This window comes from Bradyrhizobium sp. USDA 4504 (assembly GCF_054063995.1).
On sequence record NZ_JBSSGV010000001.1, the window covers coordinates 229,637 to 253,793 of the forward strand.

Genomic DNA, 24,157 nt, shown 5'->3' on the forward strand with positions numbered 1-24,157 from the left:
TATAAGGCGACGTACTCCGGGCGCTACTGCGGAAGTCCGGATCGCCGCAGTTCGGCTTGCTGTGCATCTTGCAGTTCATTCAATCGATTTCGGGTGAGCGACCCAGCTCATCAACATCCGTTCCTTTCAACGAGCAAGGTTACTATATCTTGACTCGCAACAACTGATGAGGTCTCTGGGGTGAGGTGCTGCCGCCACGCTTGGTAGAGCGGCGGCAGATCATACGCCTCAAGCGCCTTGGGATAGTCCAAGACCGGTAGCTTTCTGGCCAATCTCGCGTGACGGGACCGTATGTCCGCCTCTTCTGGTGAGTTAGCTTGCCTACACTGCTCGTCCGAGGGTTGCTCGGGCGTGCTGAGCCGATCCTCATCACAGGAGGACGAGCCGTGGGAGATTATAGGGAAGCATTTGTCGGAAGCGATGTGACCAAGCTGAGAAATGCCGTCGCGATTGCGGATGGATGCCGGGGAGAGGTTCGGTTCTTCGTGAGGTCGATGCTTCCACCACCAACATGCGCCACGCTATCGGGCGGATTGCCAATCGGTTTGACGGCGTCCTCGGCCTGGTGTGCCAAGCTAGCGACCGAGGGGCGAGCCCGTCAGGTACGGCGCATCACCAAGGGCGGCAACGGCCGCGTCCGCCACGTATTGGTCGAGAGTGCCTGGACATATCGACATCCGCCCAAGATAGGCAAGACAAAGCTATACCAGCTGATCAGGCATCGCCAGCAGTGTGAGTAGGCGCAGAGCCGCTTGGCCGCCTACTCGAAAGCGGGCTCGTGCGGCAAACGAATGAGGGTGGTCTGCACTGTCAATCGGCCGTGAACTGGTCGGATTCACGGGGGGGGGGCTCGCCGGCAAGTGGAGGACGGCTCAATCACGTACCCTTCTTATCATCATGCATGGGGGAGGCGGAACCACGGCGGAGGGAATGCCGGTCAGCATCGGAGCTTGATCACAAACGTTCTTCGGCGCTGCCTCCACCCTACGCACAATCATCTCTATGAACAGCCGATTGACGATCGGACGATGCTCCGCGTTTTGACAGCGGACATCAGAGCATCGTTCCGTTCCCGCCTTCTCGCGGCACATGGGATATGCGAGTTTCCACAATCTCTTTGAAGGGATTGGCCTGGATCTATGCTTGACCATACACTTTAACTCTGACGTGACCGGCGCGCCGGCTGAAAGTGATCACGGAGACGGGGCGCCGTCGTTGGTGTTCCAAGGACGACAACGCCGGACCGTCGAGGAGACGGGTCCCGGGCGCGGTCGTTTAGAAGATTGCCCGGCGGCACGGAGCCCACGACAAGTGTTCACCTGGCGCCGGAAAGCGCGCCGATTGTCGGCGCCTATGGGTGACGATCTGCTGTTTATTCCGGTGCGTCGCCTCGTACGGCACCAGAAGCGCAGATCACTGCCCGATGCCATCGAAGTACGGCTGCGGCGCCAAGCTGGCTCTCATCAGCCAGAGGATCAAATTACGCCGAGGCAATTCGGTGCATCCTCTCGCGCTAGCAAGGCTTAACGCTTCATCGATGACGGCCTCATCAAGCTCGTACGCATCCGGCCAGCACCCCGGGCAGTCACGCCGGTCTGCCGCGGCGTTCAGGCAGCAGCCGCTTTGGACTGTTGGGTCGCCTTCCAATTCCACGGGAGCAGGTCGGCGACTCTGTTGACGGGGTGATCTGGAAGCCTGGCCAACACGTCAGCGAGCCAGGCTTGCGGATCAACGTCGCTCATCTTGCAGGTTTCGATCAGGGTATAGACAGCGGCGGCAGATTGCCGCCAGCATCTGAACCGGCGAAGGTCCAATTTCGTCTTCCGAAAGCCACACCGCGTAACGCTCGTTCGGCAGCGTTGTTCGAGAGGCAGATGCGGCCATCGTCCAGGAAGCGGGTGAACGCCGCCCAGCGGTTGAGCAGGTAGTTGATCGCCTTCGCAGTATCGTTGCCTGATGAGAGCAAGGTTCGCTGCTGGCGCATCCAGATTTCGAGATCGGCGACGATCGGCCTTGACTGATCACGACGTGCCGCAAGCCGCTGCTCCGGCGTTTTGGCGTTGATGGTGCGCTCGATCTCGAACAGGATATCGATGCGCCGCACCGCCTCGCTGGCAATCGGCGCCTCTCCAGATTTCGCCAGGTCGAAGAACTTTCTGCGGCCGTGGCGCTCCAACACGCCGCTTCCAGGATCGGAGCCGGCTTCCTTTGGGCCTTGTAGAGCAGGTTATATCCATCAAAGGCATCTGCCTGCATGAGGCCCACATAGCCGGCAAGATGGCTTTGCGGATGTTCTCCAGCCCGGTTGCGTGAGTAGTAGAACAGGGCCGCCGGCGGATCCGTGCCGCCAAACGGCCGGTCATCGCGAACATAGGTCCAGATCCGGCCGGTCACCGTCTTAAGCTTGGCCAGCACCGGCACCGTCGTATCGTCGGCGTGGATGCGTTCCGCGCTCATGACGTGGATCCGGATCGCCTCAATAATGGGATCGAGCTCCACCACGCAGGCGCCAATCCGATCCGCCAAGGTCGAGACGTCGATCGCGACCCCCTCGCGGGCATAGGTCTTGCTCTGCCGGTTCAATGGCTGGTGCAGCAGGAACTTGTTGACCAGCACCATCGCCAGCAGGTTCGGCCCGGCAAAGCCTCGCGGGATCGGATGGGAGGGCGCCGGCGCCTCGGTGATCGCCTCGCAATCCCGGCAGGAGAACTTCTCGCGGACATGCTCGATAATCTTCCAGCGCCGCGGCTCGCATTCCAGGGTCTTCGAGACCACCTCGCCGAGCTTGTGCAGCCGCTCGCTGCCGCACTTGCCACATGCGCAAGGCGTGGGTTCGACGGCGCGCTCGACCGGCAGGTTATCTGGTAGGGGGCGTCGCGGCGGCCGTGGATATTGCGCACGCTTCTGTTTGGCGGCTTCCGGCGCGGCGATCTCGGCCTTGGTTTCCTGTTCGGCCTGGGTCTCTTCAAGATCCTCGATGGCAAGCTCGAGCTGTTCAACCAGCAGCTTGCCGCGCTCGGAGGATTGCCCAAACTGCTCGCGCCGTGCCTTGGCCAGCATCAGCTTCAGCCGTTCGATTTCCAGCCGGCCGACCGTCACTTCGCTCTTCGCCAGTGTCAGCTGTTCGCGCTGCGCAATGATCATCGCATGCGCAGCCGCAAGGTCGGCGGGAAGCGGATCGGAAGGCGTCGTCACGAGGACGAATCAACCATATTCGCCGCAAAAAATCCCGCTGGATTCCTGCCGTGAGTCAAAGAGCCACAGCTTAACCGGAAGCCTGTGGACGCCAGGTTGCCTGCGGCATCCGCCAGTCAATTCCGGACAGGAGATAGGATAGTTGCGCAACGCTGATCGTCACAACGCCGTCCGCCAGCGATGGCCACAAAAAGCGCCCGCGCTCAAACCGCTTCGTGAACAGACATGCGCCCTGGCCATCATGCCAAATGATCTTGATCAGGTCGCCGCGGCGGCCCCTAAAAACGTAGAGATCGCCAGCGTGAGGGTCCCGCTTCAAACCCCCCTGAACCAGACGCGCAAGGCTCGGGAAGCCTCGGCGCATATCGGTATGACCGGTCGCGAGCCAAACCCGCACATTGCCCGGTATGGCGATCATCGGCGCTCAAGCACCTCGAGGACCCGCGCCAGCGCCTCCGGGTCGACGTGCGCGTCCACCCGGATGCGTGGCCGGTTGCCAAGATCGATCTCGATCAATCCAGTACGCGCGGCTGCCACGGAGCGCACCCGACCGTCACCCGCAGGCAAAAGCTTCGGACTTTCCTCCACCTCCGTCGCGACGATCTGCACCGGCGCAAAAGATGGTACGACCTGCTCTGATGTCCGTGCTTGTCGACGCCAGGTAAACACCAGGCTGGCCGCGACTCCGTTGCGGCGCGCAACCTCAGTCACCTTCGCGCCCGGCACCAACGTCTCCTCGACAATCCGTGCCTTGTCGTCCTGCGACCAGCGCCGCCGCCGCTCCAGCCCGCCCAAAACCTCGACCCGCATCGCCTGATGACCTTAAAGCTAGACTTAAGGCTACACGCTTCGCGAATTACCTCGCGTCACGCAAGACGGCGCCCGTCGGATGCGTACTCAAGCTCGAATGTTGTCAAACGATCAATCCGTGGTGTTAAGCACAGTCGCAAGAACAGCGCTGTTTGCCGGATTCGACGGCGGTGCCGAACATGGGCTGTCGCCGCGATCCCTGATCGTGACTTGCAAGCCCAACGACGTCGATCCGCTCGCCTATCTGACCGAAGTCCCGACAAGGATCGTCAACGGGGATCCAAGACGCGAAATCGACCATTTATTGCCCTGGGCCTACCGCACTCATGCCCTCAAAGCCGTGGCGTGAGACTGGGCTTACCCTGAGACGGGCGTTCTATCAGTTGGTTGGCGGTCGCAATAAAAGACTACTCTGCTCTTCCCGCGCTCTGATTCCTGCACAGTTTAGGCGGAGATAGACGGCCAAGGAGGACGACTAATCTTGGTAGCTTCGCTATTCGTCTTTCTCAGGTAAGTAAAACGTCAACGCGAAGTATCGCCGAAAGGCGAGCATGTCCAGGCTTGGTATTGCTGGCATGCTGAGTCGATGAACCACCCACTTGCGAAGGAGACAACCATGGTTGGCGCGATTACCGCACCACGCATTTCGCAGTCTCTCGAAGCACCAGAATCAACTATCGGTCCGGCCTCACGTTTGTTCGGAGCGATTTCTTTAGATACCAGCGACCCACTCGTGTCGGTGCGCCGATTTCTAACATCGATCCTCGCAATTCTTAGCCACGACCTAAAGTCGATGCGAAACAGCTCTTAAAAAAGGCGGCCGACTGATTGAGCCGTCTGGAAGGAGACATGGTGACCCTTGTCCGTCGTCGAGGTGAATGACATCTATCATCAATCAAGTCCGCTCAATCAATATGCCATTGAAGGCGATGCCTCCACGCAGATGGACTCCTAAAATGAATACCGACGTTTTCGAGACACATGAGTCGAACGTTCGCCGCTATGGGCGGTCATTTCCAACAGTCTTTACAAAAGCCCTTGGCGCGACAATCCAGGACGAGGCCGGTAAGACTTATATTGATTTCCTTGTGGGATCCGGAGCACTAAACTACGGGCACAACAATCCGAATATTATCGCACCAGCAATTCAATATCTCGCCGGCGGGAACATTCTTTTGTCGCTCGATATGCATACAGCGTCAAAGCGTGAATTCATTGAAGTGTTTGTCGATTCGATCCTGAAACCGAGGGGCCTTTCTTACAAGATTCAGTTTCCTGGGCCGACGGGGACAAGCGCTAACGAAGCCGCGCTGGCGTTGGCGCGGAAATATACTAGCCGCTCGAGCGTCATGGCCTTCACACAAACGCGTTCCACGGGATGTCGCTTGGCTCCCTGGCAGTATCGGGTTCGGCGTCGACCAGGGATCTAGGCGGCGTCGCTCGTCACGATGTGATCCGTGTCCCCTACGACGGCTATCCGGACCGGGCCTTCGATTCCGCAAGCTATATCGACTACGTATTGGGTGACCGAGGGAGCGGCATAGAAAAGCCCGCCGCAATTATTCTGGAGACTATCCAGGCAGAAGGCGGCATGAACACAGCATCCGCGGCTTGGCTCACAGAGATTCAGCACATTTGCCGTAAGCACGACGTTGTTTTGATCGTCGACGACATTCAGGCAGGTGCGGGGCGAACGGGCGATTTCTTTTCGTTCGAGTTCGCGAAGATCGAACCCGACATCGTGTGCCTATCGAAATCCCTAAGCGGTTCCGGTAATCCGTTGTCCATTGTTCTGATCCGCCCCGACATGGACATATGGAATCCTGGAGAGCATAGCGGTACCTTCAGAGGCAACAATCTTGCCTTCGTGACCGCAGGGGCCATGTGCAAAATGTGGTCAGACAGGCAGTTTACTGCCGGCGTCGCGCGAACAGCGGTCAAACTGCAAGAACACCTTGATCACCTCGTTGCGAACTTTCCTAAATGCGTCGAACAAAAGCGCGGCCGTGGCCTGATGGCAGGCCTCAAGTGTCGTTCACAGGACATGGTCGGCCGTGTGCACGAGTTCGCGTTCGAAAACGGCTTATTGATCGAGTCTTCAGGGCCAAATCGCGACGTAATCAAAATCCTCCCGCCGATAACAATCACTAATGATGAACTGGATCGTGCCATCGCCATCCTCAATAACGCACTACAGGAGCAAGCCAATGGTGACTGCCCAACTATCTAAAGCGCCCGCCATCTCGCCGGTTGTGATCAGAGAACGAACCGGAACGATCAGCACTGGAGAGATCATCTTAGTCCTGCAAGGTGAGGTCACTGGTCTGCACATCAAGCAAGGTTTCAGTATCGAAGTAGCCGAGGAGATCTCGACGAACTTTACACGCAATCCTGGTCTCAAGGAGCGCAAAGATGGCGTTAGCGGACAATACATCGGCGCGTCTCACTACAGGAAAAATGCAGCCACCTATTTCGCAGAGGCAGAAAACGCGCGACCATTCATCGACCTCCTCTTTGGCAACTTGGTTGATCCGGTCCGTGGATTATTCGACGCGTTGAAGCGTGAACTGCACGATCACGGCATTGAATTGCGGCTGGCCCGTTCAGCGCACGGTCACGCTAATATTTGTCGTGCTCTCTGTTGGTCTGGTACAGGTATGTACGCCTTAGAGCCTCACGACGATGTTGCTCAAGTGTTATGTGCCGGGAACGATTACGAGCTTACTGCGGTGGCGAACAACACCGTTGTAGCGCTCAACTTTTATCCTAGCATGCCCGAGGAAGGTGGCAATCTGCGGATCTGGAGCCATAAGCCGACGGTCATTGACCGAAAATCTCAAGGTGTGGAGACAACGGGGTATCCCTATTCGACGGGCTATCTTGAGGCCGTTCCTTGTCACGACTTCCAGCTTAAGGCCGGCGATATTGCTTTGATCGACGGCGGCTTCATTCACGGGGTCACCGGACAATCGGGCAGCGGAAAGCGTCGCCTTTTGCTGAACAGCTTCTTCGGATTTGCCCGGCCGGATCTTGTTCTCTGGTGGACCTGAGGCTGAATAGCGACACCGCTTTGGCGCTAAGTAGAGCGTTGCCATCGTGATGCGTGGCGCAATCTGCATCTTTGCGAGCTGCGCGGGGTCGGCCAGACCAGCGCCGGCTGGCGAGTGAAGTCGCTATGCCGCGTCGCGCCGGTCCATGCTTGGACGTTCGATGTGCTTCCCGATGTCATACGTCATACGGTCTCGGAACCTAGGATGTCCGTCGGAATTGGCCGCAAGGAAATGAGCGGCCGCTGCTCGATGAGCACCCGGTCAAGATCCACCGCTCGCGTCGCGCTTGCTGTATGCGCAAGAATATTTGTTCGAAATGCTCTATTAACCGACCAGCGAAGGCGGCTCGCGATGAAGGGCGGTCCGCAAGCTTTGGAACAGACGCTTCCGTATTCTCGACTCGCCGACTAGTCACCAAGGACTGTTTGGGCATCTCTCCGCATACATCGATCGCGTGGTACCGCGTGGCCCGCAAATTGGTGGCAATCGTCAAGCGACGCGGCACGCTTGTCCGACCGCGGAACCGAGTTTACCGGCAACGCCGTGCTCGCCTGGAGCAAGGACACCGTCATCGATTGCACTTTATCGTATTGGAAAACCGACGCAGAACATCGGCGAGAGTGGATGCGCAGTGAATTTTGAACAAGACCCTTCTTCGATCTGGATGACGCCCGCGCCAAGGTCGTGGTTTGGGTAACCGACTACGGCGGCCCCACCAGTCCCTAAATATACCTGAAGTCCACGGCCTATGCCATGCCAGAAGCGCTGTTCAGCTGCCACCGACCGGATGACGAGGCGATCTGCAAGTCTGCGACAAGCTTAGGACAGAAGGCATATTCGTATCGCGGAGCCGGTGCTTGAGGTCGTCAACGGAGGCGGCCGTGGGCGGAAGTGGTGCGACGAGGACAAGGCGCGGATTGTGCGGAGATCGTAGCGAGCGGCTGCCCGGTTTGTCCGTAGCGCGAAGGCATGGATTGCTGCTGCAGCAGTTGTTTGACTTGCGACGTTAGTTTTGAAAGGCGGCGGACAGTCGTTCCGAAAACAGCAGATGTACAGTTTGTGCCGCGGTGGTGGCTGCCATGGTGGACGCCCTCTTCTAGCTCTGAGCGCAAAGGCAGATTGCGCTCTCATAGAGATCGAAGCTGACGGCATTATGGCCCGGTCCGGTCGTGGTCCGGACCCAAGATGATCCCGGTCCGGTCGTGGTCCGGACCCAAGATGATTGCGTCGATTGTCTAGGCGCTAAAGTCGAATCGGTGATTGGTAGGCTTGGCAAACGTGAGCTCTCCAACTTGTCGTGCCCGCCCTGTTCGGTTGACTACAGCGATGGCGGAACTCGCACAATCCGCAAAGTCATTCCGAGAGCAGCCTCCTGCTACGCCTACCGTTTTCTGGTGAGGAAAGCCGCACACGGAATTACGCGAGTGGCACGCCCGTTGCTGGGACCTAGCCTGCGGCGCGCCGACGGAGGCAGCGCATTGGGACGTCGGATGCGAAGATGGTAATCAACCTGACTGTGGGAATGGGATGCTCCCTCGTGCTGGGTGGGGTGGGGTGTCCGCTGCCGCCAGCACCGGGGACAGAAAAGGCGAGCGCGCTTGAGCGGCTGGTCCATATTGAAGACCTGCGTCTTGAGATCTGTACATTGGATTGCGGGACGTTGAACTACGATATGGGACCCAGATCTGCTCCTCGCGGGCTTCCGCCGTCGTTTCTGCAAGCGGAGATAGAACACGCCAAGCGCCTCCACGTTGCACACTGATTCAACCGGCGACTACAGTATTCGCAATGGTCCTCTGGTGCCTGCTCATGCCAGTGGGTGACGAGGGGCGAGCGGCCACGAGCGAGCAGATGATCGCGATTTCAACGCCGGCATCCGGCCTATGTCCAATTCTTGCAATGGAGTTTTGGAGAGTTCGCGCATTCTGCCGAGCGGTATGGCATGCGGGCCCGCAACACGCCGCTTGAATGTTCGAGAAGTGGAAATGATCTCGAAGGATGGATCGTGCGCGACCGTGACGGCTCCGGCATCTGGCCGACGACCGGCTTCTGGGCCTAAGGCTGGACGCGCGTCGCGGTCAACTATTCTAAGAACCGCAAGCAAGCCGAGACAACGGCCGAAGCCTGTCGCAAGGCGCCGCTGCCGAGATCGTGGTAGTGCCGGGCGACGTTTTGCGCGATGACGATTACAGGAGGACGTCTGCGGCTGCCGCACCTTGGGAGGGCTCGACGCCCTCGTCAACAATGTCGGCATAACATAACCTGTGACGCATCGCGATCTCGACGGGTTCTCGGCGGAAGTGTTCGTACCGGAAAGGACCCACGATATCTGCTCGAGTAACCCACCTCACGCACTCCAGCAGGAAGCAAGCACCGGAGGCATGAACGCCATAACGAAGCGAGCGGAAAATGAATAATTCGAAGGAGACCAAAGAATGAGTGACAAGAGGTACGAATATCGTCTCAAAGCGGGGAAGCTCTATGAATATCGTCGCTACGAGGCGACGCCGGGGAACCTCGAAGTAATGCACCAACGACACGTGACTGCTATATTGCCAGCATTCCGCCGCCACGGTGTCAAGCTGGTCGGGTTCTGGATGCCTACGTTCGGCGCGTTCGATAACGAGCTCGTTTTCATTTGCGAATGGGACAGTCTGATTGAGAGGGAGTGCGTCTGGAAGCAGTACCTCCAAGACCCGGAGTGGCGGGGAATCTGGAAGGAGACTGACAAGAATGGAGCGGTCCATGCCAGAGTCTATACCGAGCTCTGGCGCGCCGCGCCGTACACGCCGGAGCCCCACTCTACGCTTGCCGCTGTGCGGCACGAGGAGCGGGCAAGTGACAAGCTTTCCAAATGTCGTCTCGAACAGCCGAAGCACTACGAATATCGCCGCTACGAGGCGACCCCGGGAAACCTCGAAGCAATGCACCAGCGCTTCGAGACCAATGCCTTGCCAATATGGGCCCACCACGGCATCAAGCTGGTCGGATTCTGGATACCTACGTTCGGTGGGTTCAACAACGAGCTCATCTACATTAACGAATGGGACAGCTTGGCTGAGAGGGAGCGCGTCTGGAAGCGGTTCCTCGAAGACCCGGAATGGCAGGCAATCTTGAAAGAGACGGACAAGAACGGAGCGCTGACGGCCGGGGTCCACACCGAGCTCTGGCGCGCCGCGCCGTACACGCCTGAGCCCCACGCCAGACTCGCTGCTGTGCTGCGGACTTAGTCGTCCGTGATGAAGCCTTCCAGCTATTGAGCGTAAGGTTTTCAACAGATCGAGCTGAGTAAGATTACATCGGATATTGAGGGCCCCTGGAAGCTTGCAATTTCATTTGCGAATTGAAGGGGCGTCCGCGCGCCGTTTGAGGAGAAAAAAATCAACAAGGCGAATGGTTGGCTCTCACGATGTTGAGGGCCAGTCGGCGGAGAATGGTGAGCACTTCGGAAGCATTGTCGTTGCTCGTGCGGTTGCCGTTCTCGGGCAACTGCACGTCGAGCACCCAATGGAGGGGGTTCTCGACCGTCCAGTGACTGCGCATGACGGGGAGCAGGTCGCTCGGGAGCTGCTAGTGCATTATGATCGGCCGCTCGGCACGCAGACCACGCAAACGCCTGCGCGAGACCCTGCAATCGTCATCCTGATGGCCGGTCTGCTGGGCTGAGCTACACTTGCCGACGTGCAAACTATGGTGTCACCGCATTGAACAAGGGGACGCGGTGGGCCCCGTCAAAACGTAGTGCCGCGCCTCGCGCGCCGCCGTGGCGAAATTGCGGTGGGACTGCTGCTCGTCAGCGCTCGCGTCAGACTTTAATGCAAGGAAGATGCGGCACCTGCGACGTTCCCCCATCTCGTTGAGCCGCGGCGCTGTTGCGCCATGGCCATGCACGCTTGTACAGCGAAGTGTAGACCAGATGCGATGACGTGGCCCAGCTCGCAGAGTTCGTAGGCGCGCCGCAATCCCTGCCGCCAACCGCGTCACGGCGATCTTGAAACCGTTGACCTTGGCAGATGGCGTCGGGAAGCGGCGAAAGGTGTTCTTCCTCAAGCCGCCATCCGGAAGGCCGCCAAGGGCAGCTCAGCGCGCAAATGATCCGCCATCGGCCAGCCGACAATCCTGTGGCTGTACATACCCATAATGCCGGCCAGATAGAGCCAACCCTGATCGGTTTCGATGTAGTGTGTCGGCAAGCCAGATCTGGTTCAGAGCAGCGGCGATGAGGTTGCGTCGAGCTGATTTGGGACGATTGGCAGGTCGTTGGCAGCTGTCGGTGGTTCGCACCAGGCGTGGCCGCGCGATGATGGCCCGCATGTTGTGACGACGCATCAACCGTTCGATGCGACCAAGGCTCGACCCGCGGCCCTGAGCTTTGTTCCGCCATAACACCGCGGGTGTCGTGCTAGACTCGCCCGCCCTCGCTGTTACACTCACCACGGAGCACGAAATAGCGCAGGCCAAGCTGCAGCAGATCCGGATCAAGGGCCCGACGATCGACCGCTTGCTGGTCATTAGTCCTCCGTAAACGACTGGCCTTGAGGTCTTTCCATCTGACACCTCCTGTCTTCGAGGCTGTCGGTGTTTGTCAACTCGGAGCAGATTCATTTCAGCATGCAACTACCTGACCATTTAGCGAGACGTCATGCGGGCGCGCGGCGGCGACCTTGCTCCGGCCTTTAAGTTGCCTCTCGACTTTCTTAGCCTGCGAGACTGAGCTCCACGAGCCGCTGGCGGGCAACATCGGAGTGCCCTTCAGTTCGAATGGACAGGCTCTTGAAGTCCAGATCTAGGCAATCGGTGCGAGATCATATCAAGCGTGTCCGATGCGACTGTCATATTACATGCAGTCGGGTTCGCGACACGCTCGTGCTTGGAAAGAGTCGTTTCAAATCAAGCTCTCGCGATATCCATGAGTCTTGAACGGGAGTGTTATCCAACGTCCCATGCTCTAGAAGTTGCAGTGATGGCATACTAGACAATCGCGTCTCAGTTAAAGCATGCGTCGCGGGCAAAGTCGACTGCCTCAAAAGGCACAGGATGGATTACGTGGGGGCGGTTCGCGCCTGCATCCACGGCGATGCCGGCATTCAACCGTTTCAGTGTGCCTGCTACCTGCCACGTAGTCGCTGCGCTGCACACGTGCAAAGACGTCCGATGTGTCGCCGGAAGCCGACCCGGTACCGCGGAGTTAATCGCATCAGCGAGCGAGCAACCGAGGCGCCTTTGCTCGACTGCACGTCGAAGCCAATTGCGCGCTTCGCGTCTCAGACGTCCGGCTAGTCAAAGTTGCGCGTGAGTTCGTGCCTGCGATCCCTTGCGAGTTCTGATCGAGGCAGGCGATCCTTTCCCCTAACGTCAAGGTATATCGTGTCCGCCTCGTCGAATGCAGTGTTTCCAGCGCAACGAACTGCCGCGACGGACGCCTGGATTTCACTTTGCGTCGAGCGAAGCTGCGAAGCTCACGTTGCCTATGGTGCTGGCCGGTTGGGTAAATCGCGATGGCGATAACCGATCTTGCGTTCATCGCTCGCACCTCGGTGTGCTCGACATCGTTGATACGGCGCATTCAAGAGATAGAGTCCCTGGTCGGGGTTGCATGGCGAGAGCAAGCCCGACTGGATGGCGGCTCTCGAGTTCTCCGGCTCGCGTTCGCCAAGCGCGCCAATGACATGGTCTAGCAGTATTTCCTGATATCTGCGATGGTTGGAAGCTCCGGCCATCAGACCATGTTGGCGCGCGTCGGACACTGCGCATCATAGCGCCCCACCAGTTTCGAAATCCTTATCGTCCTAAAAGCCAAGTTCGTTGGTGACGACGTACAAGGTATTTCCAGAACACGCCGCATTGAAAACAGGATTGAGGATCGGGTTCGACGTGGTGAAGCTCATCGCTGAGGATGAGACTACGGCCTAAGCGTGCAACGATGAGTGGGAGCAAGAGCGTCTCGTCAACACAAGTCATGGCAAGGCAAGAGGCATTCACGGCGACTCGCGAGATCGTTCTCCATTCGCGACCCACAACAACTTGCGCGGCAATCAACTACCAACGTTGGTGATTGATGTTAACTACAGACGCATGGCAAAGAGACACATGTGCGAGCGGTCGAGCGTGAGCTGCGATAAATTGGGCGCGTGCATCAGCGCAATTGTTCTCTCCAGCGGAGCGAATCGATGCGCCTGAAGCGATGACTGCGGAGATCAGGCTGCTCCAACAGAGAGCTCTTAGTAGACCTAGCGACCACTCGAAAGGGGAGATGGGAGGGGCACCCGCTACCTCTGGCGACCGTTCACAGAGTCTCAAGAACGCCAGATCACATTTTTAGGGAAGGGTGGCATCAGCAGATTGTCACTTGACGAGAGGTATGGCATGCGTCGAAACGATGAGCTAAAGCTCGGACTGTTTCTCTCTCAGGCGGGATTTCACGAAGCTGCTTGGCGCGATCCGAGCGTGCCGGCGAATGGCGGTGTCGATATTGACCATTATGCTCATCTGGCGACGCTTGCCGAAGCTGCGGCATTCCATTTCGTATTTCTCGCCGACAGCGCAAGCATACTGGAGCGAGATCGTGCACATATGGCTCGAGTAAGTCGAAACGATTCGTTCGAGCCAATCACGCTGCTATCGGCGCTTTCATCGAGAACGCAAGATATCGGCCTTATCGGGACAGCAACAACGACGTATCACCAGCCTTATCATCTTGCACGCATGCTCGCCTCACTTGACCACCTATCGCGGGGGCGTGCGGCCTGGAATATTGTCACCTCGGCATCTGCCTTCGAAGCCCCCAATTTTGGCGAGAAGGAGCTGCCAGATCACGACACGCGCTATGCTCGAGCGAGAGAGTTTGTAGAAGTTGTTAAGGGTCTTTGGGACTCGTGGGAAGACGACGCCTTCATTCGGGACAAGCAAAGTGGTATTTTCGCGGACACTACAAAGCTGCATTTGCTTGAGCACCGAGGGGTTTACTTCTCAGTCAGAGGTCCATTAAACATCGCAAGGCCGCCTCAAGGGTATCCTGTGTTGGTTCAGGCTGGTGCATCCAATGCCGGAATGGGGCTCGCCGCCGAAGTCGGCGAGGTCGTTTTCACCGCCTCTCATTCTTTAGAGGACGGAAAACGATTCTACGCAACTCTAAAAGGAAAGGCGCGCGCACTTGGGCGGGAGGATGATCAGGTGCTTGTCATGCCAGGCATTATCCCGATCGTTGCAAGGTCCAAGCAAGAAGCCTCTGAGAAGTTTCAACGGCTGCGATCGTACATGCATACGGATGTACAAATCGGAATGGCTGATCGTTCGCTGGGGTTCGTCACGGAGTTGCGTTCAGTGGATCTCGACTCATTGGTCCCCGAAGCGTTACCGCCAACGAATTTCATCCAGAGTTATCAGAAACAGCTCCTCGACGTCGCCGTACGCCAGAAACTCACCTGGAGACAATTGATCGGGATCGTGTCGGATAGCAGAAATCAGCTCATGATTGTGGGCACGCCGGACGAAGTTGCCGACGCCATGCTGGACATGTTTGATCAACGTGCGGCTGACGGATTCAACGTGCTGCCGGCAATCCTTCCCGGCGGACTTAAGGATTTTGTTGATCTCGTCGTTCCCGAATTGCGCCGACGAGGCAAGTTTAGATTTGGATACTCCGGAGAAACGTTAAGGGAGAACCTTGGCCTCAAGCGGCCACATAATCGGTTCACGCAAGCAGCGCAAGCGATAATCCATGAATGAAGGGGTTGAGCGGAGTGGCGCGGCATGGTGGTGGGCCCGTTCCCCTACGCAATCAATTTTCCGCCGACCATTATCGGCTTCGTCTCTCTCGCGCGGTGAGCCCGATGAGGTGCAGGAGAGCTCGCGCTCAAAGTTCATGCCCTAGAGGTCGGAGCCTATGTCTAAGAGACCACAGTTCTCCGAGACCAGGTCGCGAACGGTTGGGCTGGAGCGTAGCGGCCAAAGGAGGCTCTCAAGCGACACAGTTCGTCTCCAACGGGCAAAAGCGCGGTTGTACGGTCCGTCGCCTAGGGCGGTAGACCGCGTGCACAGGATATTGGCCAACGAGCGGCGGACGTGCCGGCAGTTGACGGCGCTCCCGCTGAGGCTCATCGACGTGGCCGAGCTCACCGATGGCTTCCTGGGTACCGAACAGCCAGACGCGCGGGCCAACAACCACACCGTCCCTAAGTTCGAGCAGAAGCGTAAGGACTTTGTGGCGGCTGGGCTGCAAGGGCAGTACACCAGAGCTACGGGGCCGGCGAGACGCTCGCGCGTCGGCTGCGCGATCGGGTTCTGTAACTCCGCAATGGCCCCGACCCTTTGCGGATGCCAACGCGACAGATTTCGTCTGACTGGATCAATACAACTTTCGGCTCACCGAGAGCCGCAGCGGCCGCTCTGCGACGTCGCGGGCGACACACTGCGCCACTGCCTCGGCGTCGACGGCGAGTGCCGCTCAAGGTTCAACGGTTTCCACAGGTCGAGGCGTACCGTTCCCCATTTTGGGAAGCTGTGCGCCGACTTTCATGTATTTGCGCAGGTCGCCGGGCTCGGCAACAAGTGTCTTCAGTTCTTCCAGGTGTTCACGCGAGCAAGTGACGAGTGGCCTGCGGCCATGGACGAGCAGATGATGCGCCATGTTAACGCGTCCAGCGCATCTGTATCTAATCCACCCGACGGAGTCTTGCGAGTTTGTGCGCATTCTGCGCGCGATAGAGCGTACTAAACCTAACATGCGACTTGAATGCTCAAGAAGAGGGAATGATGTTGGAGTATGGATTGTGCGCGGTCGTGACAGGTTCGGCCTCAGGCCTTGGAGCGGCGATTGCGGGCGTCTGGGCCAAAAGCGGAGCGCGCATCGTGGTCAACTATTCTAAGAGCCAAAAAGAAGCCGAGGCCACTGCCGAAGCCTGCCGTATGGCGGGTGCTACTGAAGTCGTGGTAGTGCAAGCTGACGTCTCACGCGATGAGGATTGCAGGAAGATCGTCGAGGCCGCCGCGCCTTGGGGACGGCTCGATGCGCTCGTCAACAACGCCGGCACAACAAAGCATGTGTCGCATTACGATCTTGACGGGCTCTCGGCGGAGGATTTCGAGCGCATCTATGCTATCAATACCATCGGGCCGTATCAGATGATCCGTGCCGCGCGCTCGCTGCTCGAGGCCGGAGCAAGAGTGAGGGGCCGGCCGGCCGCGGTGGTGAACGTCTCCTCAGTTGCGGCTATCAGCAGTGCCAGCTCATCGATCGCGTACACGGCTAGCAAGGGCGCGCTGAATGCTATGACGCTGCCGCTGGCGCGCGCGCTAGCCCCTCACATTCGCCTTAACACGGTTTGTCCCGACTATATCGATACGCCTTGGTTCACCAAGATCCGCGGCGAGGCCGGTGCCCGGCAGGTTCGCGATGCCGTAGCGGCGCGCGTGCCGCTGAAGGTTGTTTCAACTGCCGAGGACGTAGCGCGGCTCGTCTGCTTCCTCGCCGGTCCGGAATCGAGCAACATGACCGGTGAATGCGTGCGCATCGATGCCGGCATGCATCTGATCTTGTGAGAACACGAAAACTCTTTTGGTCACGCCCTGCTCGTCCCTCCATGCCTTTGCATTTGGCTTGGGCCGAGCCAGAGTCGGGCAAGCCCGGCTCGTGCCGAGGTTTTGGAGGCCCGCATTGCGTTATCGCCGACATCACTAAAACGTTGAAGGTACAGCGTCTAATCGATGAAACGGTGGTGCATTTCGGCGGCATCCACGTCCTGGTCACGTGCGTGACAAATACCTCGTGAAGATGAGCAGGAGGACCGGACCCTGGTGATGGAAGTTATGCTCAAGGGCACCTTCCCGACCGCCAAGGCCGTGATGCCGAAGCTCATCGAACAGGCTGGGGCCGGGTCATCAACATCAGCTCGCGCGCCCACTTCGGTTACGCCACGCAGGTCGATATTCCGCTACCAAGCCCGGCCTGATCGGCCGTTGGCAATCGAGGAGGGACGCGCTATGCCGTCACCGTGAACTGCGTGGCGCCGGGATTCATGGAAACCGAGATGGTGCAGTCGCTGGCGACCTACGAAGCATCAAGGAACGCGCTGTCGCAGCGCAGTCTCTCAAGCGCGTGGGTAAGTCCCGCGACATCGCCGTCGCCCTTCTGGCCTCAGAGCGCGCGGGCTTCATCACGGGCGAGGTGCTCCATGTCACGGGCGATACGGCTGAGACATCGACGAGCCGTTGCGCTGTCGCGTGCAGGACGATGGCGTGGCCCTTCTCACGCTCGACAACCTGCCACTCAATGTCATGTTCCGCATGCGCCGCTTCATCTCGCAAGACCGATCTTGCAATCCTTCCGATCGCCCCGGTTCTGCCAGTTCGTCGCCGCTTATAACAACACGCCGCGCAAGTGCTTAACTTCCAAACTCCGGCGGAGGCCTTTGCCCAAGTGTTGCACTTCGTGTGTGAATCTACCGTTTGGTCTCGGCGAGGACGAGTCCGACCATGCGTGGATTTGATCGCATACTTCTCTGAGTGCGAAGCCGTTTTAGAGCATCGTCAACCCAGCGGTGCTTGAGAGTCCGAAGCGGACTGTTTTGAAGAAGCGATTGGCTGCCTTTGCATTTTTTGGCATGTAGAGCTACTTCGAACGTTGCGGATGGTAGCAGGCAAAGACTAGGCGTGAGGCGGGGCAGCCGGGAACTCATTCAATGCTTGATGTGACTAAGATATACGCGATGTGGCGGATCGATGTAGCCACTAAAGCTTCTGGCTCGTCCGGCGACGCCGTTGTTCGAGTCGAGAACTCCAGCTTGCGCGGCGCGGATAGGGCGTGAGCTCGATAGCTGGCACCAGCTCCGTAGACCGATCGGCGAGATGATCATTCGTAAGCTGCGCGGCTCCATCGATGCCGCTGCCGACACCGATATTACATCAAATGGTCAACCGTCATAACTTACCAAAGTAGGTGGGTGCCGACCGCTTCTTACTGTTGTACCATCGTCATTAGCTCGCTTCGGTGCCGCGATCACGACGCAATTCATCTCGATAGACGGTGCAACAATGACAGGCATAGTTAATCCGTTGCTCGTATCACGCTTTCTTCAAGAATACGACGCTGCTGCCCTCCAAAAAAATATAAAGATTTCGATAGGATTCGACTTTCACGAGTATGTCTCGATTACAGGAGCCACTCCAACAAAGACGGCGACATATCCGATTTTCCGGCCCGATCGTTCCCCGATCAAATTGGGTGAAGGATATTGGATGATGGGCGTCGACCCGAATAATCAGGTCGCTCTCTTAGAGGCTGCTCGACTGTACGATCTTTCATACGGCAATTTCGCAGAACATCTTGAGTCGCTGAAGGCGTTTTACGCTGATCCGACGTTATATTCACGTCCTCAGGACCGATGTACTTGCACCGCACCAAGCGCGAAGATTATGACCGGCAAAGTCGCCTATCATGGAGATCGTTGGATCCGCAAAGACTTTAGAGGAAAGGGCGTCTCTAAGATTATGGCAGGAATAGCACGCGGCGTTTCCTTTGCGATGTGGATGCCTGATTTTTTGTGTGCGCTTGTATCGCGCCGACGATTGGAGAAGGGCAGCCTATACGGATATGCACACTATGAGCCGGGTGGATCAATACTACGGCTGATAGAAGAGGGTATTGTGGACGACGATTGGCTTATTTGGCTAACGGGAGAGGAGTTGAGGAGCCTTGTTGATCGAAACGATCTAGTCAAGCTGACGTTAAACTCATCGTTGTCGTCGGCATGACCGGAGCGGTTCAACAACTAGATGCACCCAGGCTATTGCTGGAGCAGTAGCGAATCGTTGAGCGCCCCAAAATATCGAAGGGAGCGCATAATGGCTTGACCGACGATACATTCTTGTTCGAGTTCAATGTCTCCCACGGAGTACGCATGAAGGCAGTTGTGAGCAGATCTAGCGGGGGTCCCGACACGCTAGTGATAGAAGAGGTCGAGGATCCCACCGCTGCCGCCGGTCAGATTGTTGTTCGGATAAAGGCAAGCGGGGTAAATTTTCCGGACACGCTGATCATAGAGGACAAGTATCAGTTCAAGCCCAAACGGCCATTCTCGCCGGGCGCCGAGTTTTCTGGTGTGGTCGAAGCCATCGGCACGGGGGTAGGCTCATTTCAACTTGGCGATCGGGTCATGGGATTTTCCAGATGGGGATCAATGGCGCAGAAGATTGCCATAGACGCGACCCGTTGCGTGGCGATACCGGACAGAATGCCATATGAAGAGGCGTCCGCGTTCATTCTCACCTACGGTACCTCGTATTACGCATTGAAGGAGAGGGGGGCTTTGAGAAACGGTGAGACCCTCCTCGTTCTTGGAGCAGCTGGTGGCGTCGGGCTTGCTGCAGTCGAAATTGGAAAAGCTATGGGCGCTCGCGTTGTCGCCGCAGTTTCTACAAATGACAAAGCGAAACTTGTCCGAGAACACGGGGCAGACTGCTCCGTGATATATCCTGCTGCCCTGTTAGACTCGTCTTCACGCAGAGAGGTGACGCGACTTCTTAAAGAGGCGTGCGGCCCCGATGGTGCTCACGTTGTATGTGATGTAGTGGGCGGCGACTATTCGGAGGCTGCCTTGCGCGCCATGGCCTGGGACGGTCGCTTCCTCGTTGTCGGATTTGCCGCAGGCGTCCCACAGATTCCGCTCAATCTTCCCTTGCTGAAATCTTGCCAGATTGTCGGCGTGTTCTGGGGGCCGTGGCTTGACCGTAGCGCCGATCATCTTCGTCGTAGCGCAGCTGAGTTGCTCGATTGGTACCAAAGTGGCAAGCTGCGGCCTTGTATATCGGCGCACTTTTCCTTGGCGGATGCCGGCAATGCAATCGCCAGACTGGTCGGCCGAAAAGCGCTAGGGAAGATCGTCGTCAGAATCGATTGAATTCACCTGCGCACTGGATGCTCGAAACTCTACGTCGTGATCTTACTGCGTAGTGTTGCTCCACTCCGTGAATAGTCACTTGTGCATGCGTGCGAGCGACGCGATCGGACCGCAAACGCGGATCAGGTGTAAGGTCGTATGTCTGCCTCTGCCGGTGACGCGATGGTACGCCCTACACTGCGCGTCAGAGGGTTGCTCGGGCGGTCCGAAGACCGGTCTCTCCTGGCTAAGCGGCCGGTCGAGGATGCGATCGTAGCTTCCCCCGACATTGGGAAGCCCGACCTGATGATCTTCTCTAAATATGTTCAGGCGGTTCTGATTGCGTTGTTTTCGTTCCTGTCGCAGAACCTGCGTGAGACCGTCACCGCGACAATGGCACCAAGTGTTTCCGTCACCTGGCGCTGCACAGCCTCTCGATCGAGACCTTCTTCTACGATCGCCAAGTAGCTGGCAGAAGGGCGGTATCGAGAATGCGCCGTCTCATCTCGCGAACGACCGATCTTACCATGCTCTCAGTCACTCGGTTTTGTCCACTCGTCGCCATTCAAACAACACTGAGCGGAGGTGCCTTGACTTCAAGACTGCCGCTGAGCCCTTTACTTGAGTGGTGCACTTCGATGAGAATCCACCCCTAGCAGGCTGTTGAAAAAAGGCGGTCGCCGCCGACCGAGGATCATGATTCATTGGCTCCGACGAGATTCGGAGATGGTGCGTGCGCGGCGGCGACAATCGAACGGGCGAGCTGTTCAGCTACGTCGACCTGGAAGCAAGGGTGCGGCGTGATCATCCGCTGCGAGGGATCCGGACGATCGTGAACGAGGCGCTGGCGGCGCTGGAGCACGAGTTCGCCGCCCTTTATTCGCCGATTGGACGGCCGTCGATCCCGCCGGAGAAGCTGCTGCGGGCGATGCTGTTGCAGGCGTTTTATTCGATCCGCTCGGAGCGACTTCTGATGGAGCGGTTGGAATATGATTTGCTGTTCCGCTGGTTCGTCGGAATCGGAGTCGACGATGCAGCCTGGGACCATTCGGTATTCTCGAAGAACCGCGACCGGCTGCTGGAAGGCGACATCGCGGCGAAGTTCCTGGCGGCGGTGCTGGCGCAGCCCAGGGTGAAGAAGCTTCTGTCGAGCGATCACTTCTCGGTCGACGGCACGCTGATCGAGGCCTGGGCCTCGATGAAGAGCGTCAAACCGAAGGATAGCTCCGGCGAGCCGCCGGCCCAAGGCGGCGGGCGCAATGCTGAAGCGAACTTCCATGGCCAGAAGCGCTCCAACGACACCCATGCTTCGACCACCGATCCGGAGGCCAGGCTCTACCGCAAGGGGAAAGGCAAGGAGACGAAGCTGTGCTTCATCGGGCACGGGCTGATGGAGAACCGCCACGGCTTGCTGGTCGACGCCTGCCTGACGCAGGCCGGTGGGCATGCCGAACGGGTGGCCGCGCTGCACATGATCGAGCCTCGTGCCGATCGACCGACAGCGATCACGCTTGGTGCCGACAAAGCCTACGATGCAGAAGACTTCGTCAACGAGCTGCGCTCGATGAACGTGACGCCGCATGTTGCGCAGAACACCGGCGGCCGTAGCTCTGCGATCGACGGGCGTACGACCCGGCACGGCGGTTATGCTGTCAGCCAGCGCATCCGCAAGCGGATTGAGGAGGCATTCGGCTGGATCAAGACGGTCGCCGGGCAAGAGAAGACCAGATTCCGTGGCCGTGATCGGGTCGGATGGGCCTTTACCTTCGCTGCGGCCGCCTACAATCTGGTGCGGCTGCCCAAGCTGATCGCGGAGACCGGTTGATGGCCAAGGTGCCCGGCTTTGCCACGGCCTTTGCCGGCCGCTGGCGCATCGTCGAAATGGACAACTGGGACAGCGACTTCCTCGATCTTGTCGGAGAGGCGCATCTCACCTTCCGTGGCAAGTCCGATGGCGAAATAGCGTTTGGGGCTCTCAAGGGCTTCCTGGATGCTCGCTACGGCACCCGCGACGGATCGGCCTGCGCCGAGTTCTCATGGGAGGGGCACGACGAGAATGATCCGTCCTGTGGTCGCGGATGGGCCATGATCGGCACTGCGGGCAGGCTCGTTGGCCACTTCTACATCCACAATGGCGACGATTCAGCCTTCGTTTGCGAACGCGGCTGAGTTCTTCAACGGCCTGCTAGGATAAAGTTTGGATGATTACAGGATACGTCCGCCTCTGTGGGTGGCCGTCTCCAACTTACCGATAAGCAAGGCCAGGGCGTGCGCATGAATAAGCCTATCGCCACACAATCTCCACCGGTCAACTATCAACTATGGGAATTGATCGAGATGTCAGAGCATGTCATCTAACTGGTCGACCGGCGTCAACCCGGTCACCAGCTTCAGTCCGGTCAGACGTCATCAGACGTGGTGTTACAACGAGTTCGGCATGCAACATCAACCTAGATACGTGTTTGTTGATCGGCGCGCTGACTCCTCGCGTGCAGAGATCGCATGTATTAACGCCGCCGACCGAAATCTATGCCTTCTCTTGAAGCCGTTTGATGAACGCTCTGACTCGGCCATCGAGCGCATCGGCCTTGGAGGCTTCTGACATCACGCCGTTCAATTGTGAGCTCTCTTGGATACCCGCGCCGTACGCGGCGAACTCAAAAAGGCACAGATGGTCGTTTTCAAGGGCCCCTCGGAGGTCGATGGCTCCGTGGTATTGTCTGACATTGCTTCCTGGCTGCTAGCAGCCGCTGCTCATAGTGCGCAGCTCAGCTATGCGTTTGGGAGGACCGGCAAGTCTAATGTGACCGAATAGCCGTTACGCTGATGAGGTGGTTCGCGGTACGCAGCCAATTCAAAAGGAGGTGTCGCATGCGACGCAGTGATGAAATGAAGCTCGGACTGTTCCTCCGTCCTGCGGGACATCACGAAGGTGCGTGGCGCGATCCGAGCGTGCCGGCGAATGGCGGAGTTGATATTGACCATTATGCCCATCTCACGGCACTTGCGGAAAGTGCGGCATTTCACTTCGTATTTCTCGCCGATGCCCCTGGCGTATTAGAACGAGATCACGCACACATAGCTAGGGTGAGCCGAAACGATACATTCGAACCGATCACGCTATTGTCCGCGCTTTCGGCGAGAACAAAAGACATAGGCCTGGTCGGGACAGCGACGACCACTTACAACCAGCCATATCACATTGCACGCATGTTCGCCTCGCTGGACCACCTGTCGCGAGGGCGTGCGGCTTGGAACATTGTCACCTCGGGCTCCAAATTCGATGCCCCAAACTTTGGCGACGCGGGACTGCCAAATTATGACGTGCGGTATGCTCGAGCGAGAGAATTTGTCAAAGTCGTGAGGGGGCTTTGGGACTCGTGGGAAGACGACGCTTTCATTCGCGACAAGCAAAGTGGTGTTTTCGTGGACACCACAAAGCTGCATCTGCTTGATCACCGGGGAGACTACTTCTCCGTCAGAGGCCCTCTGAACATCGCAAGGCCTCCTCAAGGATATCCGGTGCTGGTCCAGGCGGGTGCATCCGAAGCGGGAGTACAGTTCGGTGCAGAAGTCGGCGAGGTCGTGTTTACCGCCGCACCTTATTTAGAGGACGGCAAAAAACACTACGCAGCCCTCAAAGAAAAAGCTCGCGCGCTTGGGCGTGAGAACGATCAGGTGCTCGTCATGCCCGGCATTAACCCGATCGTTGGGAGGACGAAGGAAGAAGCGGCGGAGAAGCTTCAAAGACTACAGTCGTATACGCACGTCGACGTGCAAATTGGATTAGCCGATCTTGCGCTTGGGTTTGTCACGGACTTGCGTTTGATGGATCTCGATTCGTTGGTGCCCGAGAGCTTACCGCAGACTAACTTCATGCAGAGTCGTCAAAAAGTCCTGCTCAACTTGGCTGCACGGCAGAAATTCACTTGGAGACAACTGATCCGCTTGGTGTCCGATACTCGCGGTCACCTCATGGTTGTTGGTACACCGGACGAAATTGCTGATGTCATGGTGGATATGTTTGATCAACATGCGGCTGACGGATTCAACTTATTGCCGCCGAGCTGTCCCGGTGAACTGAAGAACTTTATTGAGCTCGTGCTTCCCGAATTGCGACGACGAGGCAAATTCAGGTCCGGATACTCCGGACAAACATTAAGGGAGAACCTCGGTCTCAAGCGGCCAATCAATCAATTCACGAAGGCAGCTGCAAGTGGTCGGTAG

General features: G+C 57.9%; 14 protein-coding genes and 4 pseudogenes. 13 read left to right on the plus strand and 5 right to left on the minus strand.

The features are described from left to right. Nucleotides 1-602: 602 nt before the first annotated feature. Nucleotides 603-837 (plus strand): annotated as a pseudogene (locus ACVMB1_RS00970) (IS110 family transposase); the annotation flags it as partial. A 770-nt stretch (nt 838-1,607) separates the two neighbouring features. Here the strand turns inward: ACVMB1_RS00970 and tnpC are convergent. From tnpC to tnpA, 3 genes and pseudogenes are all read right to left on the minus strand, one after another. Beyond that, nucleotides 1,608-3,144, minus strand: a pseudogene (gene tnpC, locus ACVMB1_RS00975) (IS66 family transposase). A gap of 121 nt (nt 3,145-3,265) precedes the next feature. Beyond that, nucleotides 3,266-3,613: an IS66 family insertion sequence element accessory protein TnpB gene (gene tnpB / locus ACVMB1_RS00980; protein ID WP_456847998.1), complete on the minus strand. Its 348-nt coding sequence runs from the start codon at nt 3,611-3,613 to the stop codon at nt 3,266-3,268. Continuing rightward, nucleotides 3,610-4,005: an IS66-like element accessory protein TnpA gene (gene tnpA, locus ACVMB1_RS00985; RefSeq protein ID WP_456847999.1), complete on the minus strand. Its 396-nt coding sequence runs from the start codon at nt 4,003-4,005 to the stop codon at nt 3,610-3,612. Before tnpA ends, tnpB begins: the two co-directional genes overlap by 4 nt. 93 nt (nt 4,006-4,098) lie before the next feature. Between tnpA and ACVMB1_RS00990 the strand changes: the two are divergent. The 5 genes and pseudogenes from ACVMB1_RS00990 to ACVMB1_RS01010 form a co-directional block, all read left to right on the plus strand. Then, nucleotides 4,099-4,354, plus strand: a pseudogene (locus ACVMB1_RS00990) (transposase domain-containing protein); the annotation flags it as partial. 607 nt (nt 4,355-4,961) lie between these two features. Beyond that, nucleotides 4,962-6,235: pseudogene (gene ectB / locus ACVMB1_RS00995) on the plus strand (diaminobutyrate--2-oxoglutarate transaminase). After that, nucleotides 6,213-7,055, plus strand: a complete 843-nt coding sequence (locus ACVMB1_RS01000) for a 2OG-Fe(II)-dependent halogenase WelO5 family protein (RefSeq protein ID WP_456848001.1) — start codon at nt 6,213-6,215, stop codon at nt 7,053-7,055. The pseudogene ectB and the gene ACVMB1_RS01000 overlap by 23 nt, the downstream one beginning before the upstream one ends. A gap of 1,477 nt (nt 7,056-8,532) precedes the next feature. Then, nucleotides 8,533-8,817 carry a hypothetical protein gene (locus ACVMB1_RS01005; RefSeq protein ID WP_456849846.1) on the plus strand — a complete coding sequence of 95 codons (285 nt, stop codon included), beginning with the start codon at nt 8,533-8,535 and terminating at the stop codon, nt 8,815-8,817. A gap of 673 nt (nt 8,818-9,490) precedes the next feature. After that, entirely contained in the window at nt 9,491-10,285 is a 795-nt protein-coding gene (locus ACVMB1_RS01010) for an NIPSNAP family protein (RefSeq protein ID WP_456848003.1), read from the plus strand. Nucleotides 10,286-11,101: 816 nt separating this feature from the next. On the opposite strand, the gene ACVMB1_RS01015 is transcribed toward ACVMB1_RS01010, so the two are convergent. Next, on the minus strand, nt 11,102-11,248 hold the full coding sequence (locus ACVMB1_RS01015) for a hypothetical protein (RefSeq protein WP_456848005.1): 147 nt from the start codon (nt 11,246-11,248) through the stop codon (nt 11,102-11,104). A 2,173-nt stretch (nt 11,249-13,421) separates the two neighbouring features. Between ACVMB1_RS01015 and ACVMB1_RS01020 the strand changes: the two genes are divergently transcribed. Then, nucleotides 13,422-14,783 (plus strand): LLM class flavin-dependent oxidoreductase, encoded by a 1,362-nt coding sequence (locus ACVMB1_RS01020; protein WP_456848007.1) that lies wholly within the window; start codon nt 13,422-13,424, stop codon nt 14,781-14,783. 718 nt (nt 14,784-15,501) lie between these two features. Here ACVMB1_RS01020 and ACVMB1_RS01025 read toward each other — a convergent pair. Beyond that, nucleotides 15,502-15,684: a hypothetical protein gene (locus tag ACVMB1_RS01025; protein WP_456848009.1), complete on the minus strand. Its 183-nt coding sequence runs from the start codon at nt 15,682-15,684 to the stop codon at nt 15,502-15,504. A gap of 125 nt (nt 15,685-15,809) precedes the next feature. Between ACVMB1_RS01025 and ACVMB1_RS01030 the strand changes: the two genes are divergently transcribed. The 6 genes from ACVMB1_RS01030 to ACVMB1_RS01055 all read left to right on the plus strand — a co-directional run bounded on the left by ACVMB1_RS01030 (nt 15,810) and on the right by ACVMB1_RS01055 (nt 24,157). Beyond that, nucleotides 15,810-16,595 carry an SDR family NAD(P)-dependent oxidoreductase gene (locus ACVMB1_RS01030; RefSeq protein ID WP_456849848.1) on the plus strand — a complete coding sequence of 262 codons (786 nt, stop codon included), beginning with the start codon at nt 15,810-15,812 and terminating at the stop codon, nt 16,593-16,595. A gap of 1,491 nt (nt 16,596-18,086) precedes the next feature. Then, the gene (locus ACVMB1_RS01035) at nt 18,087-18,806 is read left to right on the plus strand and encodes a hypothetical protein (protein WP_456848011.1); all 720 of its coding nucleotides are present in this window, start codon (nt 18,087-18,089) and stop codon (nt 18,804-18,806) included. 95 nt (nt 18,807-18,901) lie between these two features. Then, nucleotides 18,902-19,951 carry an NADPH:quinone oxidoreductase family protein gene (locus tag ACVMB1_RS01040; protein WP_456848013.1) on the plus strand — a complete coding sequence of 350 codons (1,050 nt, stop codon included), beginning with the start codon at nt 18,902-18,904 and terminating at the stop codon, nt 19,949-19,951. 712 nt (nt 19,952-20,663) lie between these two features. After that, on the plus strand, nt 20,664-21,755 hold the full coding sequence (locus tag ACVMB1_RS01045; protein WP_069276043.1) for an IS5 family transposase: 1,092 nt from the start codon (nt 20,664-20,666) through the stop codon (nt 21,753-21,755). Continuing rightward, entirely contained in the window at nt 21,755-22,099 is a 345-nt protein-coding gene (locus ACVMB1_RS01050; protein WP_141343480.1) for a hypothetical protein, read from the plus strand. The genes ACVMB1_RS01045 and ACVMB1_RS01050 overlap by 1 nt, the downstream gene beginning before the upstream one ends. Before the next feature lie 702 nt (nt 22,100-22,801). Then, nucleotides 22,802-24,157, plus strand: coding sequence for an LLM class flavin-dependent oxidoreductase (locus ACVMB1_RS01055; protein WP_456848015.1), 1,356 nt, complete (start codon nt 22,802-22,804; stop codon nt 24,155-24,157).